Origin of the sequence: Actinomadura sp. 6K520 (genome assembly GCF_004349245.1) — a bacterium.
In the GTDB taxonomy this organism is placed as follows: domain Bacteria; phylum Actinomycetota; class Actinomycetes; order Streptosporangiales; family Streptosporangiaceae; genus Spirillospora.
The window spans coordinates 1-17,315 of record NZ_SMLC01000035.1; the positions used below are offsets into that span (position 1 = coordinate 1).

The window sequence follows — 17,315 nt, forward strand, 5'->3', positions numbered from 1 at the left end:
GGTGGGGAGGGCCTCGTTGAACTTGAGGCCGCGCAGGGCGCGTTCGTCAATGTCGGGGAGGCAGAGCCGGTCGGCGGCGTCGGCGGTTCCGGCCCTCCACATGTCGCGGGTGAGGTCGGGACGTAGGCGTACCCACTCGTCCTCGAACCGCTGCTTCTCGTCGGTCAGGCCGGAGAGGGTTGCGGTGAGGACGGCGTTGGCCTTGTAGCCGGCCCAGTTCCACCAGCGGACGTCGTCGCCGTCGCGGGCTATGACGGTGCCGCCGGGATGCACGGTGGAGGTGGCGGCATCCCGGGTCTTCGCGATGTAGCGGACGGCCCGTTCGGTCATGGCGACGGGCGGGTCGGCGCCGAGGAGGACGTCCCGGCAGGCGCGGGTGAGGGCGAAGCTGGAGCCGGTGAACGCAGTGCCGTACCAGCGGGCCTTGCCGGGGCGGTCGGACGGTTCGACGTAGCAGCGGCGGCGTTTCCAGTCGACCCAGGTGACCTGCCAGCTGCGCCCCGCCAGGAGCAGGACGCGGGGGCCTTCGACGCGTTCGGTCAGGAGCATCGGGTCGGTCCGGCCGATCTCCTGGCGGCCGGACAGGACGGTGAACTCCGGTGGCGCGGTGAAAACTGCGGTCATGTCCATGAAGTGGCGGCGGCCGAACTTCTCCTCGGCGGCGGGTCCGATGAACAGGTACTCGCCGTCCTGCTCGACGTATCCGTGTTGGACGAGGTGGCGGACGATCGGCTCGGCGCTGCGGTCGAACGGCGCCAGGCCGTTCCAGTGTTCGGCCCACAGGCGGTTCCCGACCTTGTGCTCTTGCAGGCAGAGGGCGAGGAACTGCTGGGCGACGATGTGACGCGGTTCCGGGGGCGCCTGCACCGGTTCGACGTATCCGCGGCTCCACAGCAGCGTCAGGGCGGCCGCTGAGAGTAGGGAGTCCTGGTTGAGGGCCAGGAAGAGGCAGTTGCGCGTGGTGCCCGGTCGTCGTCCGGTGCGGCCGAGGCGTTGCAGGAACGCGGCGACCGTGGGCGGGGCGTTGATCTGGATGACGCGGTCGAGGTCGCCGACGTCGATGCCGAGTTCGAGGGTGCTGGTCGAGACGATGACGCAGTCGCGGGCGTCGGCGAACGCCTCCTCGGCGCGGCGCCGCTCGTCGAGTGAGAGGGAGGCGTGCGACAGGAAGGTGGTGACGCCGCGGGCGTGCAGTGCGGCGCCGAGTTCCTCGACGAGCTGGCGGGAGTCGCAGAAGACGAGGCGTTTCTCGCCTCGGTGGAGGGCGGCGATGACGGTGGCGGCGTTGGGGACGGAGCCGACGTAGTCAAGTTCGACGACGTTGTCCTGGACGCTCGCGGTTTCTGGGGCGACTACTCGTGCCGGTCCGCGGTTGGTGCCCTGGAGCCATGCCAGGAGTTCGGCCGGGTTGCCGACCGTGGCGGACAGCCCGATGCGCTGGATGGGACGCCCCGCCAGGCGCGTCAGGCGTTCGAGGACGGCGAGGAGGTGCCATCCGCGGTCGTCTCCGGCGAAGGCGTGGACCTCGTCGACGACGATCGCGCGAAGGTCGGCGAAGAGCCGGTGCTGGTCGACCTTCACGCTGAGCAGCATCGCCTCCAGCGATTCGGGGGTGGTGAGCAGGATGTCCGGGGGGTCGGTGAGAATGCGGCGGCGGGCCGTCGCGGGGACGTCTCCGTGCCAGAGGGCGGCGCGGCGGCCGACCCAGCCCGCGTAGGTCTCCAAGCGCGGCAGCAGGTTGTTGAGCAGGGCCTTCAACGGGCACACGTACAGCACCGAAAGGCCGGTCCAGCCGCCTCCGTCCATCGCCGACAGCAGCGGGAACGCCGCGGCCTCGGTCTTGCCGCCCGCGGTGGGGGCGAGCAGGACGGCGTCGTCGCCGTCGAGAACCGGCCCGATGGCGTGTTCCTGCAGGGGACGCAGCGACCGCCAGCCGAGGGTGTTGACGATGTGGTGCGTCAGCACCGGTGAGAGCCGGTCGGCGGGCGCGGTCACGGCAGGTCCAGGGGCACGTCCCCGGCGGCATTGCGTTCGGTCTCGGTCAGCTCCGCCGCCGAGACGGTGAGGGCGTAGTCGCGGCGCGGGTCGAAGTCAGGGAACTCCGCGACGCGGTCGAGGACGTCGGCGACGAGCTTGCGCAGGAAGACGCGGGGCGCCACGCCGACCTTGCCGCCGAGCCCGCCGGTGACGGCGGTTGCGAGGTCGGCGATGTAGGCGTCGTCGACGCGGGCGGTGATCTCGGTGCTCCCGGCGGCGTACAGGTCGCGGACGCCCCGTCCCAGTTCCTCCAGCTTGGGCAGGTCGAAGCCGGTAAGGCGGAGCTGCACGGCGCGCGGCGAGTCGAACCGGGCGTCGGTGGTGAAGTCGGTCGCGAGACGCTGCGCAAGCGGCGCGAGCCGCTGGACGCCCTGGCGGCCGTCGAAGAACGCCGGGGTGCCGGTAATGACAAGGAACAGTCCGGGGAACCGGCCGCCGTCGATCTCGTCCAGCAGTTGCCGCAGCGCGTTCAGCCCTTTCTCGCGGACGTCGCTCCGCACACGCTGCAACGTCTCGATTTCGTCGAGGACGACCAGGAGCCCGGGGTGGCCGCAGTCGCGCAGCACGGTGAGCAGCCCTTGGAGGAAGCCGAGCGCGCCGTAGTGGTCGAGGTCGCCGCGGACGCCGGCGACGTGCCGCACCGCCGCGGCGGCCACCGACTTCTGCCCGCCGAGCCAGGCGATCAGCGCCTCGGCGGTGGCGGTGTCGCCGCTTTCGGACGCCTTGCGGTAGCCGCGCAGCGCGGCGGCGAACGCGGGTGTGGTGCGGGCGACGGCGGCGAGGCGCTGCTCCATCAGGGCGTCGACGGCGCGGGCGAGCCCTTCGGCGTCGTCCTCGGCGGCCTGACCGGCGTCGAGAACTTCCTCTTCAAGGGTGTAGAACCACAGGTCGATGACCGGACGCAGCGCCCCGGCGGGGTGGCTGGCGGTAGTGAGCCGCTCGGTGAGGCGCCGGTAGACGGTTTCGAGCCGGTGCAGCGGCGTCTCGGTCTCGGAGATCTGGATCTCGGCGACGGCCAGCCCCGCGCGTTTGGCGCGCTCGCCCAGCCAGCGGGCGAAGAACGTCTTACCGGAGCCGTACTCGCCGCGGATGGCGCGGAACGCCGAGCCGCCCTTGCCGACGGCGGCGATGTCCTCGTCCAGCGCGCCCGCGAACCGGTCCAGGCCGACGGCGAACAGGTCGAGCCCGGCGCGCGGGACGGTGCCGCGCCGCAGCGCGTCGATGACCTCCCGGCGGCGGACGGCGCTGACCTGTGCCCGGGTTCCAGGGGCCCGTGCGTCCTCTGCCCGTGCATCCGTTGCCCGTGCGTCCGTCACTCGTCGTCCACCCCGAACTGTTCGCGCAGCAGTGCCGTCTCCAGTGTGACGGTGGCGCCGGAGTCGATCAGCCCGAGGACGGGGTAGCCCTCGACGTTGAGCAGGCGTTGCAGGGCGGTGATGAACAGGTCGGCGTTGCGCGGGGCCCGTCCCCCGGCCGCGGCCGCGGCGGCCCCGACGGCGGCGGACGACAGGCGGCCCCCGGCGTCGGCGAGGGCGTCGAGCACACCGCGACGGTCACCGACCGGGCCCGCACCCAGATCAGACCGCCTAACCTGCTGCGATACCTGGACGAGCAGGCGCACGCGCTCGTATCGGCCATGCTGGAGGACGGGTGAACTGGCGGGACCTGTACGAGCGCGCACGGGCGCACGGCGACTCCGCGGCCGGGTACTACAACGACAACATCCGGGTCGACACCCCCGAGGGGCCGGTCATCGTCCGGATACCGATCCACGGCGCCGACACGATGGACCTGCGGCCATGGCGCGAAGACCGCGTCCTCGCCGCCATCGCCCCGCACGTGCGGGCCGCCCCGCGGCTGCTCCACACCTCCGCCGACCCGCCTTTCCAGGTCCACGAGTTCATCGCGGGTGACGTCCTCAACGACATGGCGCCGCGCGGCATCCCCGTCCCACCCCACGTCCTGGACGACGTCGCGGGGCTGTTCACCCAGCTCACTCGCGTTCCCCGGCTCCCGGACATGCCCGCCTCCTGGCCGACCGACCAGTACACCACCGCCTTCGCGCGGCGCCTGTCTGACCTGACGCAGCGCGTCTACGACACCTTCAGCACCCACTACGCCGACCTGTTCACCGCCCTTGCGATCCCCACCGACCCGCTCGCACAGGTGGACGACCTGTGGCGCGGCCTCACCCCGCGCCCTTCACCTGCGTCCACGCCGACGTCCACCGCCGCAACATGATCGTCGGCGACGGCACGACCACGTTCCTCGACTGGGAACTCGCCCTCTGGGGCGACCCCGTCTACGACCTGGCCGTCCACATCCACAAGATGGGCTACCTGCCGGAGGAGACGGACGCACTCATCACCCGCTGGCAGAGGGCCATGCCGTCCGACCACACCACCGGGCGGCGGCGGGACCTGGCCGCCTACCTGACCCACGAACGCATCAAGTCGGCGATCGTCGACTCCGTTCGCTACCGCCAGCTCTTCGCCCGCAACGGCCCCTACCCCTACCCCGAGCACCAGCTCGTCGAGTCGCTGGCCGCCAAACTGAACGCGGCCCGCCCCTACTGGCACATCCCCGAACCCAATCGACGACCGCACCGTCGAAACGGCCCTGCACCCCCGATGAACGTTGGTCGGGGCTACCGGAAGGAATAGCGCACCGGTCAGTGTCTCCGTCCCCGGCCGCTGACGGTGAGGGGACCGCTCCGCACGGGCTCCGGTTTGTCATGGGCGGACGGTGACTCGCCCAGGGGTACCCGTCCTTCGACGTCTCGGGACACCGAGGCTTCCCGGCAGGCCATGATGAACCATGTCGGCAGCGCGCCCGGCCATCAACATGGACGGCCGAGGACTCTCGATTGGTTCGGTCTCAACTCAAGTCGAGTTGCCCGCCCTTGACGCGGCCCGCGAACGCCTGCCACGCGCCGGGCCCGAAGACCAGCTTCGGCCCGTCCGGGTCCTTCGAATCCCGCACCGCCACCGCCGCCACCAAGTCCGCCACCTCGACGCAGGCACCGCCGGTATCGGTGCTGTAGCTGCTCTTCTGCCACTCAACCGGAACCGATGCGACCTGGACGCACTCCGCACCCGATGAGTCGCTGCGACTGCTCTTGCGCCAGATGCAGGACGACAGGTTAACCACGCTCATAGCCCCTCCATGACCGCACGAACGAACCGCACGGAGTCGCCAGTTGGTAGTGCAGCAGATCGCACTTGATCGAAGGCTACGGCACGCTCGTTCACGTCGCGAGGGCTCTCCAGTAGAGGGCCGTAACCACCACCGCTATCCATGTAACACATTTGGGAGCGTTCCTCGAACTCCAGGAGCACAAATCCGCTCGCTTGATAGACGGGAGCATCGTCTCGGACGATCTGGAGTGTGATGTGCGGTTCGCTTGCCATGGTCAAGAGGTGTTCGAGTTGCCCGCACATCACCTCGCGACTTCCTACAAGCCGCCGGACGACGTACTCACCCAGGACGAAGAGGAACAGCGGGGAATCGACCCGCGTCAACAACACCTGCCTCTCCAGCCGTACTGTGAGCAACTCCTCGAGTTTCTCGGCCCGCTGACCTACCTCCAGCACTGCCCGTGCATACTCAGGTGTCTGCAGTAGCCCAGGCACGAGCAACGGCGCGAACGCCTTGACGTAGGACGCGTCGCCTTCTGCCTCGGCATAGGGACGGAACCCAGGAGGGAGAACCTGAAGTTTGCCGAGTTCTTGGATCCACCCCCATAGGCGGTAGAACGTCCCGTTGGTCGCGAAGCACGTATCACAGTCTATGGCAAATTTGTCAGATGGTCCGTTTTGACCCGCCTCGACCTGACCGATCCACTGGGGCGTGTATCCGAGCTTTTGGGCAAGTTGTGGACGGGACATACCGGCCGCCTCGCGATAGGCACGCAACTCGACACCGAAGTACTCGACGGGAGAGGACGGGGTGCCGGGGTCACGAGGACGGCGAGGCATAAGGACCTCCAAGATCCGAAAGTGGGGCGACTTTCCAACCGCCCATCCAAGGCTTCTTTTGTTGGGCTTCTTTCCCTTCCAGACCATAACCCGATCACACAAAGATGGGGAGTCATTACGGAGAGAAATCCAGCAGGAAAGTTAAACGATCATGAACACGCCCGTCAACCCCGCTGACCAGGCGCTGGCCCAGCTCCGCCAAGACTTCCAGGGACATCGGATCTGGCGTGCGACGCGCTACGACGGAAAGCTCGGCGACTGGGTCGCCACTCTGCACGACCCCAAGGCCGGCATAGAGCCGACCGTTGTACGCGACAGCGCAGCAGAGCTACGTAAGGCACTGACCATCGAACTCAGTCGCGTAACCAAGCGCACTACGGGGCAGCGCAGTAGGTGGGACCGATGGTAAAGCGATGGAACGTATCGCAGGATCGCGCTGGGTCGTCCCCCACTTCCTCTATAACGACCCATCTCGACAGGCTCTCAACGGAAGTCATCCGCGAGGGCTGGCAAACCCTCCGCCGCTACGACGGGCCGCACCCGCTTCTCCGGGTATTCGATCCCGCTGTACCCCATTTCGGGGAAAGCGTCAGCCTCGTCCACGAATCGACGTCTCGTACGTGGTGGTACCAGTCGAGCACGGGCGAGAACCTCGCGCCATACAACCGGCCCGGCCTCGCCGCCGCGAGGATCACCCGCATCCTCATCCCATTCGTCACCGCCGTGCTCGCCGCCCGGACACACCGGGAGACAGCGATCGACGTGACGTGCCCTGACATCCCGAGCGCACCGGACCCAGCTCAAGCGGTGACCGTCGCCAAGCTGCAAGAGCGTTTCGCTGGCGTCATCTGCTGGTGGGGGCTCTCCACAAAGGAGTGGTGGGCACTGATCCCCGGCGGGACGCAATGGCAGATCGTCAACGCAGCCGACCCTGACGACCTCGTCCAGGCCGTCCTCAAGGCCCGCCCGGAGAGGTGACCGCAAGCCGCCGCGCGGCCGGGAGACGCCCCCGGCTCCCAGCCGCGCGGCTTCCACACGTCAGGGACTCGTCACGCCTTCTTACGTCCTCGCGTCTTAGCGGCCGGACGCCACTTGTTGAGATCCTGCTCCGACAGCTCGTATCGAGCGAGCTGCTCGTTGAGGAACGCCTCGAACTCCACGGCCGGGACGCCACCCCATTCGGGGTCTTCCTCGCCGTGCCACTGCTTCACCCACGGCAGCACCTCAAGCAGCCCGGCCAGCAACGGCGTGAGCTTCTCCGAACCCCAGGCCCCGACTTCGGCCCGGTCGTTGACGAGGTTGGCGAGGGCCTGCGCCTGGTCCTTGTGATCCCAGCCTGCCCACCCGAGGAGCAAGGTGTCATCCGCGTCCGGGCTCGCCCCGGGATACGAGATGAACCGCTCCTTCGGCACGTCCAGCTTCCCGCGCTGCGACCAATACGAGGTCTTCTGGAAGTCCTTCGGCGCGTACTTCGGCGGAACCGCGATGTCGAGCCGCTTCCCCGTCCGGCCCTCCTCGCGCTGGAGTTCCCAGACCTGCTCCCACTCCTCGCGCTTCCGCAGACCGGTGTCCTTGTACCGCAGCGCAGCGAGGTATGGCACGTGCTCGTCCGCGATGACCTCGGCCAGCACCTTCGCCAACGGCAGGTCGCGCTTCTTCATGTGGTCCGACGCATACAGGGCGGCCACGCTCTGCATGTCCGCGTCGTCCTTGAACTGGTCCGCAAGCTGGTTAACCGTCAGCGTGCGCGGCTGCTTAAGCCCGTCACGCAGCCGAAACCAGAGACTCTCACGCTCACACCGATCGAGAATCCAGTTGCGGAGCGCGGCCTTCTCCTCTCTCAAGGCTCGGTCGCCCACCGCCGCTTGTACTCCGGCCGCTCGATCAGCCCAACCCCCTTGGGCAGCTTCTCGATCAGATCAATGCGAGCCTGCACCACTCGCCGATACTCCTTCGGCCAGCTTTCAAAGTCTCCTATTTCCGGCGTCACCCCAGACCACAGGAACCGTCAGCCCACCTTGCAAATCAACCTCGAAAAACGACATCTGCATGCCATTCGAGAAATTTAGCGTTGGGACGATCTGCCCGGCGATCCGGAAGGCGAATCTGCTTACCAGCTTGACGGTAATACTGTTCGCCATTGCCGAACTCGTCACGGAGGCGTGAACTAACAAGAAGTCGGTGCTTACTATCCAAGCCGAGATAACCTCGATCAAACAAGGTATGTACATCGGACCGTAGCAGGATGCCGTTGTCGAGCCGGTGTTCCCCACCCGCGGGGAGAGGCTTCACATGAGCTGCCTGAAGGACCGGACGAATCTTACTTCCGGTGATGGCGCAATGCCCCTCATACGCCGTGAGCACTACTGCCTTAAAGGCCGTCTGCCCCAGCCTCTGAGGAGTTAGCCGCCTGTCACCGTATACCGCCCCCGGACGGTGCCATGTCCGAGAATCGTCTACATTGACCTCTTGCCCGAGCAACTGTGAAATCAAACCTTGAAAATAATAGATATCTGCAACCGAACCGAGATCATAGGACTTGCCTTGCACAATATTGGAAGCAAAATCGACCGGCGGGCGCATCCGCTGGTGCACCGAAAAAAAGCGCACGTCGCGAAGCAGCACACAGCCAATAACCGGATCTTCCCTCGGCGATATTCCTTCTCGTCGATAGTGATTTATACGAGCCCGCATTAGCTCCAGACTTGAGGCCCCATTCCCCTCTCCGTACAGCGCCCAAGCCTCAGAGGCACGAAGGCGAGCAAATCCACTGTAGACACCTCCTCCCACAATGCGATTTTCGGGATAATGCGACTTGAAAAAGAAAGGCTCTCCAGGTGAGAGTACACGAAAAGCATTGGCGCTAGAAGGGCGCCAGAAGTTCACTTCATTTATTTCCGGACGCTCAGCAAGAAAACGAGACCACTCGCCGTCAGTGACACCCACATAGACCTTCACGCACCTATCATGGCGCAGACGTCAACGGTGATGGAAGGCCTACGCGAGAACAACGGGCCATACGTGCCACGAAGCCTCGAAAGCAGCCCCCCTGTCAACAACTTGCTGTATCCGAACTGCAACTGAGAGTAGTCGTATGAGTCGGTGCTTACACTGAAATACCGATACCGGTGGAATCGCGAAAAGAACGCGGACGCCTCCGCCCGAGGCCACCACACCCATCTGACAGGCGCCGTTCGGCCACTGGTACACCCACCTCCATGTGCCAAACGCCGGTCCCAGCGTCTGGGATCGAATGGCATGGCGCCATGAACCGCAGGGTAGGCACGGAGGTGCCAATGACGACGCGAGAGCAGGTCCCATCTCGTGGAACCGGATGATGTTCTTACGGAACTCGTACTTCACGAACGAGTTGGCGGTGGTGTGGCTGGTGCCCTGCGGCGGCCCGGACGGCGCAACCATCCGAGTGCCCAACTCAAACGGGCGCTACGCGAAGACAATGAAACGCTCGTCCGCGCGGAGCACCTGACCCCAGTCGGCGCCGTGCTCCTCGGCCAGCGCGCGGAACTCGGCGAGGAACACGTCCGCGAAGTTCACCGGCACCACCGGGTACGCGTCCGCGACGCCCGCGGCCCGCTTCAGGTGGACCGTCAGCGCGAGGAACCCGCCCTGGCGGGCGGCCTCGGCGAGCCTGGCGTCCGCGATGTCGGCCGGGCCCTCGCCGGGGGCGCCGAGCCCGGCGCCAAGGCGGGTCGCGGTGGTGCTGCTGGACGGTGTCCGGAGCCTGACCGGCGCCGGAGGGAAGAACCGCTCGGCGGTCTGGTCGTACACCAGCGGGAACCCCGCCTCCGCCAGCGCGTCCTCAACGTCCACATACGTGGGCGGGGGCGTGTAGGCGTCCAGGTCGGGGAACCGGGCGCTGACCTTCGTCATCAGATCGCGCAGCGCGACGCCCTGCGGGTGGCGGACGCCCGCGCCGGCCTGCGACAGCCGCAGCGCCCGCGCCAGGTCCAGGCCGCGCGGGTAGAGCTGGAGCGTCGGGGAGGCCAGCGCGTCCTCGGCGACACCGGAGGCGAGGCGGACCAGGCGGGTGTCCGACAGCGGCGCCATGCCGTCCGGCGGCTCGACGTCGCGCAGGGCCCGGATCACCTCGGCGCCGCCGGGCAGCGGGTCCTGCCGCGCCAGCTCGTCCGCGCGGGCGCCGAGCGCGGCGGCGTAGTCGGACAGCTCGGCGGGCGTCGGGTCCTCGGTGCCCGGCAGCGACTCCAGCGCGACCAGGACGTGCCGCTCCCGCCGGACCCGGTCCAGGCGGGGTTCGCGGCCGTCGTCGCCGTCCCCGCCGGTGAACGCCTCAGCCTCCACGGCGGCGCGGACGACGGCCAGCGACCGGGCCGCGGTCACCTCCGGCGGCGCGTCGGCCGCACCGTGCCGGACGCGCAGCAGGTCCGCCAGCTCGGCGGCGGTCGCGACGCCGCCGAGGTTGCGCACCAGGTTCACCACCTCGTCGCGGACGGGCGCCAGCCGCTCGGCCGCCACCCACCGCTCGATGGCTTCCTTGTGGTGCCGCGACACCGTCGCCTGCGTGATGCCAGCCGCCTTGGCGACGGTGCTCTGCGTCGGCCACGGCTCGTCCGGGACTGAACCGTCCGCGCCGGGGAGGCCGAGCAGCAGGCGCAGCGTCTCCCCCTTGCGGGAGCCGCGGCGCTCGTCGGCGGGGACGAGCATCGCCGCGAGGTCGTCCACGCGCGTCCCGGCGCGCTGCTCCCCCGCCGGTGCCGCGGCCGACGGGCCGGCGACCGCCTCGTCCCCCGGTTCCCGCCCCGGGCGGGAGTGCGGGCGCAGCGCCGCGGTCCACTGCCGGTGCCGCCGGTTCAGCTCCTTCTTCGCGATCGCGCCCGCACCGCGCGCCTTGGCGATCTGGTACTGCGGGACGTCCAGGAGCTGCCCGACCGTCGTGGCGTTGAAGCCCGCCGCGACCGCCACCGCGCGCGGCGACAGCCCAGCCGCGATCAGCGGGGTCTCGGTGGTCGCCGCGTCCGCCGCGATGTCCCGGGCGGCCTTCAGCTCCTCCGGCCCGAGCCCCGGCTCGACGTCGCCGCCGGCGAGGGTCTCCTGCGTCGTCGCCGGGGCCGTCGCGTCCGCCCTGCGGAAGACGTCCTGCCAGGCGGCCTCCATCTGCGCGAACGTGTCGAAGCGCTCCGACACGTCCCGGTGCAGGGCGCGCCGGAAGAACGCGGTGAGCCCGTCGCGCAGCGCCGGCTCGAACAGCTCCGCCGACAGGTACGGGTACGGGTCGTCGCCCGTGCGGGGGTCGGAGCGCTCGTCGCCCCACCTCGGCCGCTCCCCCGACGCCATCTCGTGCAGCGTCACCGCCGCCGCGTACCGCTCGGCGTGGTCGTCGAAGTCGGGGCGGCTCGGCGTGCCGAGGAACGGGTCGAGGTAGCCGCGGGTGCCGGCCGTCGGGTCGCGGTCAGACACGTCGGTGAGGGAGAAGTCGAGCAGCTTCAGCTCCCACGTGCGGTCCGCGCGCCGCAGCACCCCGAAGTTCTCCGGCTTCAGGTCGCGGTGCCGCACCCCCTTGGCGACGAGCTGGTCCAGCGCGCGGAACAGGTCCCGGCCGAAGCGTTCGAGCTGGTGGTAGGTGAGCTTGCCGTCGTCGTGCAGGACGGCGGCGAGGGTGCGGTCACCGGCGAACTCCAGGTCCAGGACGGTGCGTCCGGCGAGCTGCCGGGGGCCGCCCAGCAGCCGCACGATCGCGCCGCCGCCGACCTTGGCGAGGGCCTCCGCCTCCGCGGCCAGCCGGCCCGCCTTCGCCTCGTCCAGGGCCACCTTGAGGACCCGCTCCGGGGCCTGGCCGTGACCGTTCTGGGCGCCGTCCTCGTCGTCGGTGTCGCGGCGCACCAGCAGCGCCCGTGACGTCGCGCCGGAGCCGAGGACCCGCTCGGCGCGCCACAGCCCCTCGGGGTCACCGTCCACGATCTGGCCCGGCATCGCGGTCAGCGGGTCGGTGCTCTCCCAGCCGCCGGTGAGGGCGTCCTCGGGGACCGCGGCGTCCTGCTCGGCGGCGTCCAGCTCCGCCAGGAAGCGGTCCGCCGACTCCAGCCGGTTCGCCGGGACGCCCTGCGTGGCCTCGAAGACGAGGCGGTCGAGCCGGTCGCCGAGACCGTCCGCGACCGCGTACGGATGCAGCCCGCCCGCGTCACGGAGCGAATCGATCAGGGTGGCGCGGTCGGGGGCGGGCGGCCGCCCGGTGAGGATCAAGTATGCGATGGCGCCGACGCCGAATACGTCCAGGTCCACCGGGTCGGGGTAGGGCTGGTCGAACTCGGGCGCCAGGTAGACCAGTGCCGCCTCGTCGACCAGCTCGGCGTCCAGGGTGGACTGGCCGATCGTCATCGGGGTGGCGGTGTCGAAGTCGCGCGCCGCCGTCTGCCAGTCGATGATGCGCAGCACCGGGCGGGACCCGTCGTCCCGCGCCGACACGTACACCGACCGCGCCGACAGCGCCCGATGGTACAGCGACCGGTTGTGCGCGTACCGGACCGCCTCGGCGAGCTGCCGCACCAGCGCCAGCCGCGTCTCCGGCGTCAGCGACGCCCCGTGCACGTCCAGGTAGGAGTCCAGGCGCAGGTCGCGGTGGTCGTGGCGGAACAGGATCGCCGAGCCGCCCTGGTGCTCGCGGATCTGCACGGCCTGCGCGATGCCCGGATGGTTGATGCCCTGCAGCACCTGGTACTCGCGGCGCGCCGCCCGGTCGACCGTCCGGCGCGCCTCGTCGGTCGCCTGCCGGTTCACCAGGTAGATCCGGACGCGGCCCTCCTCGTGCACCATGTCGTGCCGCTCGGCCAACCGGTCCTCCCACCTCGGCCCGGCCTCCAGCACGCTCGGCTGCATGCGCCACTCGTCCCCGAACCGCAGATGCGCCGTGGAGTGGGTGATGCCGATCCGGTCCAGCATCTGCGGCAGCCGCTTGGAGAAGTCCTCGGCGACCCTCCGGTGCTCCCGTTCCGGCGGGCGACCCAGCAGGGCGGCCCAGATGCGGGCGAGGCCCGTCTCCCGGTCGTCGCGGCCGTACACCCGCGTGCGCTGGACCTCGTCCAGCTCCGACACGAGGTCGGGGGCGGACAGGAACACCGCGGGCTCGATCCGCGGGACCCGGACGCTGAAGAACCCGAGGTCCTTGGCGGCCCAGATCAGCCGCTCCTTCAGTTCCTTGGACTTCCAGTCGGTCAGCGGGAGCGGGTTGCGGAGCGTCCTCGGCCGGTCGGGGCCCTGGAACCTCCACGTCGCCCCGTTGTTGGCGACACGTCCCGGATGGCCCTTCAGCTCGACGAGGTACAGCCCGCCGGGCGCCGCCACGAACAGGTCGCACTCGTGCACCCGGCCCGACGGGGCGACGAACGAGAACAGCGCCCACGCCCGGTACGGCTCCACGTTCGGCATCAGCGCCTTGACGTGGTCGAGCCCCTCCTGCTCCCAGGCGTAGTCGGAGGGCCGCTCCTGGAACCACCGCTGGACGGGCCTCGGCGGCCTCGGAACCGGCCTGGAGGACCCCGCCATCACCTCTCCGTTCCCCGTATCGCCCAAGCCCGCCACGCCAAGACGGGCCTAGATCCTACCGACGCCCCACCCCTCCTCCGGGTCGCTTTACAACCCGGTTCCGTGTCAGGAAGCGGCCACCGCCCCTCCGTCAACCCCTACGCAGCCTTATGCGTCTCCTTGGGCCACGTCAGCCCGCGAAGGGCACCGCCATCACGCTCCGTCCGCTGTGAACGGCGGGGGCCAGTGAGGCGGGAACGCCTCCCGGAGCCGGTCCTTGACGTGCTCGCGGATCTCCGCCGGCCCGTGCTCGGTGATCGGCTTGACGCAGTACTCGAGGACGGCCGGGTGACGGCGCGGTTCCCTGCACATCAGCACGGCCAGGAGGCGAACCGGCCAGACCAGGGAAGACACGTCAGTGGCGGGGAGACCCCCGGTTGCAAGGGACGGCAGGTACTCGAAGACCAGCTCTACCGCCCGTTTGATCACGTCAGCCTCCTGGAGCAGGACGGTCCAGCCGTCCGGACGCTTCTCGGCCAGGCCGGTGAGCGCGCTTACGACCGCTTGCTGTGCCCGGTCGTACTGATCTCCGTACTCCCTCAGGGCATCGGCGGTCTGTGCGAGGAGTTCACACCAGAAGTGCCCCGCTGCGACAGTGAGAGCTACCTCGCCGGCAGCGGCGGCTGCGTCCACTATCTGGGGCATTCCGCCATCCCGATCTACAATATCGATTACAATGGCGACTACGCCGAGGTCGCCAGAAATGCGCTGTACGGAATGACCGTCGGAGATCCCGTATACCATTACGGAAACATCCAGTACGGCAACCCACTGACCCGCGAGGCCAATTACCTAGCCGGCGAGAACCGCGCCTCTATCTGCACCAGCACGATCAGAAGTAAGGCGTCCGCGCTAGGGTTGTCTTGTGACGAGTACCCCTACGCCTCCACCGAGCAGGGCGGCAGTAGCAATCCGCGGTTCTCCTGTGCATTCGTCCCACTAGACCAGAACACCAACCAAGGCAACCACATGAACACCACGTTCTTTATGCCTCAACGCATCCTGCAGGCCGACAAAGACGATGGGTCACCTGTCATCCATGGCGACCCCTTCTGGGTGTGGGTGACGGGAGCGCCGACGAATCCGCCGCCGGTCAAACAATGCAGCACGTACTGATGTGCTGCGCCCCCGCCTTTGGCGGTAAGTGCGACGGTCAGGGAACTTGTTCTCTTTGGTTCCCTGACCGTCTTGGCGCGTTTTAGGAAGGATTCTTGAATGCCTATCCCCGAACAGCTTTGGACTGCGATCCTGACCATATCCCAGGCCGATAATATCGGTATGGAGAGTTCGGAAGAGGCCGTACTGGCGGCTAGAACAGGAGACCCTCGCAACATCACCGACGATTGCATGGCGATCAGCCAGGCCATCAGATCACAACGTTCTGACGAGAGCGACCAGTTCGAGGTCGCCTTAACTGCTCAGCAGTGGGACCTCGCCATCGCGATCCTCGACAAGTCCATCCTCAAGTGTCTCCGTAACGATGAAACCGACCTTGCCGACTCCTTCATCCAGACCCGCGACACCGTGCTTGCTCAGGTTGAAGAGTACCTGCCCAGCCGTTCCGGACAACAAGCCGCTAAGCGGCTTTCTCTCGTTCTCGAGGACATCCCCGCGTATCTCCTCTTTCAGCCTGGGCGTCGCGGCCGCTACAGCTGGGCGGGTTCCGCGCCAGCCCCCGACGACTCCGCTGCTCCGAGCATCAGCACGTTCGGTCGCGGCAGAGGGGTCATGGTGCAAGTGCGTGCCGACGAGGTGAACCTCGAAGTCCAGGTCCTACCCGTAGCACCCGACCTCGACCGTGCCGCATGGGAGTCGATCGCCGAGATCACCCATCACTGGACCAGTCTTCTCTACCCCGAACTCGTTCTGGCCGTTCCGGGCCAGGAGGGGACGGTATTGTGGGACCTGACGACCGATGTGTGGCCGCACGTCACCTATCGCATGCGGCTGAGCCTGAAACCCTCCGGCCGCACCGCAGAAGACCATTTGCTGCAGATGTGGCCGGACCACACCGCGCCGCCCACCGTGCACAAGCCGGGCCATTAGGCCCGGGTTCCCGCAGTATCGGCATGCCCGGGTATGCCGGCAAGGCTGGACAGCGCGATCATTATGACGGCAACGGTAGCGTCGCCATGCGCTTCGCACTAGGAGCTCCCATCTGCTGAATTGGAATGCCGTCCCCGATGGGCAGGATCAGTGTGTGGATTCAACCGTGGGCCCGGCATATCACTGTCCGGTCATGGTTATCGACAGGCTTTATGACCGCCCATGCACCGCAATTCGTCCAGACATATGACGCTGCGGAGCCTCGCGATGACCGGCGCGGAAATCATTTGCGCCCGCTCGCCCGCCGTGATCGCTCAGCCGACCCGGAAGGTCTTGCCTGGAGCGGCGTAGCCGGTGGGACCGTCGAAGCGGATCGAGGCAGTTGTCATCGCCTGCCGAGGAGGTGAGGGAGCGTCCGATGTGGGTGACGATCAAGCGGCTCGCCTGGGCCGCGCGGGGTGTCACCGGTTTTCTCCGGCGTGTGGTGGACCTGCTCCCCGTAGTCGGAATTTCGGCGCTGTCTGCCTCGCCCAGCAGCACGTCGCACCCCTCGGCCAGGCTCGCCAGCGCCGGTCGGGGGCGGTCTCCCCTGAGTACACCAGGGACCTGCCCCCGACCTCAACGCGCAATGCGAAGGCTGACATGCCGTGCGATACCGCCCGGCTGGTCAGCGTGAGCGCGCCGACCCGCGCCGAATGCCCGTCCTGCAGCTCCTTGATGGCGAACGCGGATTCGACCGGGCTGCCAACGGTGGTGTTGGTGAGGAAGTGCGCCGGCCGATCAGCCGTGCCCGGCGGGCCGTACAGGGCAATCGGGGTGGCGAGCCGGGTGTCGGCGTAGAACGCTTTCAAGTCGTTGTTCGGCGGGGGATCCGGCGAAGTTGTTCTTGGTGCTGGCGGACGTCATCAACGGCGCAGCCCATCCGCCGAGTGCACCCGCGCTGCCCCCTGGAGGAGCGTGTCGTTGGCCTGCGGTGGGCTGTAGAGCCAGATACGGCTTGCTCTGCGTGCTGGCGCAGAGCAAGAAATGGAAAACCTAAGGATTTCGTCGTAGCAATGACGCGGTCGCGGTCAGTGACCGGATCGAGCGCGATCCAGAACCGGGGGTCGTAGTACCCGATTCAGCAGCCGGTGGCGCGGGTTGCCTTTGGCGGGCAGTGTCGCGACCCCAGCCTGGCTTCCGGCCCCACGAGCGGTTCCAATCCGCCACCCAGGCGACTCGGGTCCTTAGGCGACCTCCTCCACCAGGCAGCCCGGCCCTCGTCTCGTGCCCGGGAGAGTCCTTGTTCCTCGTCGCCGTGCAGGCCCACGGAGCACCCCTGTTGGACGGCGCCGTCCGCCGCTCGGCGGACGGTCGTCCACATGACTGCACGCGTCCGTCCGCACCGGCGCGGACCGTCCAGGTAGCGGACGGGGCGCAGAGTTGTCCCGCCTTTCCGGCCACGTCGGTGCCAGATGCATGTGGCCTCTCGGTTGTCGGCGCATCAGGTCCGCCATGCCGCCGTCCGATCCGCCGAGGCCGTCCGCCGTAGCCGTACCGATCCTTGAGGCGGCAGGCGGCACACATCGGAGGCATCGCTTCGCAACACTTCGGGCTTCGTCGTGAAGGTGGAGGGCACTGATGTGGCTGTGCTCGTCGGGGGCCCTACGGCGAACCAGCGGAAGCAAGCGCCCCCGCGGACAGCAGCCGGAGCCGACC

General features: G+C 68.2%; 14 protein-coding genes and 1 pseudogene. 6 read left to right on the forward strand and 9 right to left on the reverse strand.

What is annotated here, in order from left to right:
* The 3 genes from E1289_RS12135 to E1289_RS12145 form a co-directional block, all read right to left on the reverse strand.
* The coding region (locus E1289_RS12135) for a DEAD/DEAH box helicase (protein WP_131979139.1) at positions 1-1,995 on the reverse strand (1,995 nt) is incomplete at its 3' end.
* Complete coding sequence (brxD, locus tag E1289_RS12140; protein ID WP_131979142.1) at positions 1,992-3,353, reverse strand: BREX system ATP-binding protein BrxD; 1,362 nt, start codon at positions 3,351-3,353, stop codon at positions 1,992-1,994. The genes brxD and E1289_RS12135, both read right to left, overlap by 4 nt.
* Positions 3,350-3,580, reverse strand: coding sequence for a hypothetical protein (locus E1289_RS12145; protein WP_131979145.1), 231 nt, complete (start codon positions 3,578-3,580; stop codon positions 3,350-3,352). Before E1289_RS12145 ends, brxD begins: the two co-directional genes overlap by 4 nt.
* 107 nt (positions 3,581-3,687) lie before the next feature.
* Here E1289_RS12145 and E1289_RS40105 point away from each other — a divergent pair, with 107 nt between their 5' ends.
* Both E1289_RS40105 and E1289_RS40110 read left to right on the forward strand, forming a co-directional pair.
* On the forward strand, positions 3,688-4,278 hold the full coding sequence (locus E1289_RS40105; protein WP_131979148.1) for a phosphotransferase: 591 nt from the start codon (positions 3,688-3,690) through the stop codon (positions 4,276-4,278).
* A pseudogene (locus E1289_RS40110) lies at positions 4,209-4,700 on the forward strand (phosphotransferase); the annotation flags it as partial. The gene E1289_RS40105 and the pseudogene E1289_RS40110, both read left to right, overlap by 70 nt.
* A gap of 214 nt (positions 4,701-4,914) precedes the next feature.
* Here the strand turns inward: E1289_RS40110 and E1289_RS40115 are convergent.
* Both E1289_RS40115 and E1289_RS12165 read right to left on the reverse strand, forming a co-directional pair.
* Entirely contained in the window at positions 4,915-5,193 is a 279-nt protein-coding gene (locus E1289_RS40115) for a DUF397 domain-containing protein (protein ID WP_131979154.1), read from the reverse strand.
* The gene (locus E1289_RS12165) at positions 5,190-6,101 is read right to left on the reverse strand and encodes a helix-turn-helix transcriptional regulator (protein ID WP_131979157.1); all 912 of its coding nucleotides are present in this window, start codon (positions 6,099-6,101) and stop codon (positions 5,190-5,192) included. The genes E1289_RS40115 and E1289_RS12165 overlap by 4 nt, the downstream gene beginning before the upstream one ends.
* Positions 6,102-6,165: 64 nt before the next feature.
* On the opposite strand from E1289_RS12165, the gene E1289_RS12170 reads away from it, so the two are divergent.
* Together E1289_RS12170 and E1289_RS12175 are read left to right on the forward strand one after the other, a co-directional pair.
* Positions 6,166-6,423 carry a hypothetical protein gene (locus E1289_RS12170; RefSeq protein WP_131979160.1) on the forward strand — a complete coding sequence of 86 codons (258 nt, stop codon included), beginning with the start codon at positions 6,166-6,168 and terminating at the stop codon, positions 6,421-6,423.
* The gene (locus E1289_RS12175; protein ID WP_131979163.1) at positions 6,417-6,992 is read left to right on the forward strand and encodes a hypothetical protein; all 576 of its coding nucleotides are present in this window, start codon (positions 6,417-6,419) and stop codon (positions 6,990-6,992) included. The genes E1289_RS12170 and E1289_RS12175 overlap by 7 nt, the downstream gene beginning before the upstream one ends.
* A 71-nt stretch (positions 6,993-7,063) precedes the next feature.
* Here the strand turns inward: E1289_RS12175 and E1289_RS12180 are convergent, their stop codons facing one another.
* From E1289_RS12180 to E1289_RS12195, 4 genes are all read right to left on the reverse strand, one after another.
* On the reverse strand, positions 7,064-7,711 hold the full coding sequence (locus tag E1289_RS12180; protein WP_207928926.1) for a hypothetical protein: 648 nt from the start codon (positions 7,709-7,711) through the stop codon (positions 7,064-7,066).
* A gap of 328 nt (positions 7,712-8,039) precedes the next feature.
* A complete protein-coding gene (locus E1289_RS12185; RefSeq protein WP_131979166.1) occupies positions 8,040-8,972 on the reverse strand; it encodes an HNH endonuclease in 933 nt (310 codons plus the stop codon).
* Between the two features lie 486 nt (positions 8,973-9,458).
* Complete coding sequence (pglW, locus tag E1289_RS12190) at positions 9,459-13,532, reverse strand: BREX system serine/threonine kinase PglW (protein WP_131979169.1); 4,074 nt, start codon at positions 13,530-13,532, stop codon at positions 9,459-9,461.
* 192 nt (positions 13,533-13,724) lie between these two features.
* Complete coding sequence (locus tag E1289_RS12195; RefSeq protein WP_131979172.1) at positions 13,725-14,216, reverse strand: hypothetical protein; 492 nt, start codon at positions 14,214-14,216, stop codon at positions 13,725-13,727.
* A 72-nt stretch (positions 14,217-14,288) separates the two neighbouring features.
* On the opposite strand from E1289_RS12195, the gene E1289_RS12200 reads away from it, so the two are divergent.
* Together E1289_RS12200 and E1289_RS12205 are read left to right on the forward strand one after the other, a co-directional pair.
* Positions 14,289-14,687 (forward strand): NucA/NucB deoxyribonuclease domain-containing protein, encoded by a 399-nt coding sequence (locus E1289_RS12200; RefSeq protein WP_131979175.1) that lies wholly within the window; start codon positions 14,289-14,291, stop codon positions 14,685-14,687.
* Positions 14,688-14,786: 99 nt separating this feature from the next.
* On the forward strand, positions 14,787-15,617 hold the full coding sequence (locus tag E1289_RS12205; RefSeq protein ID WP_131979178.1) for a hypothetical protein: 831 nt from the start codon (positions 14,787-14,789) through the stop codon (positions 15,615-15,617).
* Positions 15,618-17,315 lie beyond the last annotated feature (1,698 nt).

What these genes read in the sequence shown, in the direction of transcription:
- E1289_RS40115 (WP_131979154.1), bottom strand. Translation starts at nt 5,193, where the DNA reads ATGAGCGTGGTTAACCTGTCGTCCTGCATCTGGCGCAAGAGCAGTCGC.
- E1289_RS12165 (WP_131979157.1), bottom strand. Translation starts at nt 6,101, where the DNA reads ATGGTCTGGAAGGGAAAGAAGCCCAACAAAAGAAGCCTTGGATGGGCG.
- E1289_RS12170 (WP_131979160.1), top strand. Translation starts at nt 6,166, where the DNA reads ATGAACACGCCCGTCAACCCCGCTGACCAGGCGCTGGCCCAGCTCCGC.
- E1289_RS12175 (WP_131979163.1), top strand. Translation starts at nt 6,417, where the DNA reads ATGGTAAAGCGATGGAACGTATCGCAGGATCGCGCTGGGTCGTCCCCC.
- E1289_RS12180 (WP_207928926.1), bottom strand. Translation starts at nt 7,711, where the DNA reads ATGCAGAGCGTGGCCGCCCTGTATGCGTCGGACCACATGAAGAAGCGC.
- pglW (WP_131979169.1), bottom strand. Translation starts at nt 13,532, where the DNA reads ATGGCGGGGTCCTCCAGGCCGGTTCCGAGGCCGCCGAGGCCCGTCCAG.
- E1289_RS12195 (WP_131979172.1), bottom strand. Translation starts at nt 14,216, where the DNA reads ATGCCCCAGATAGTGGACGCAGCCGCCGCTGCCGGCGAGGTAGCTCTC.
- E1289_RS12200 (WP_131979175.1), top strand. Translation starts at nt 14,289, where the DNA reads ATGACCGTCGGAGATCCCGTATACCATTACGGAAACATCCAGTACGGC.
- E1289_RS12205 (WP_131979178.1), top strand. Translation starts at nt 14,787, where the DNA reads ATGCCTATCCCCGAACAGCTTTGGACTGCGATCCTGACCATATCCCAG.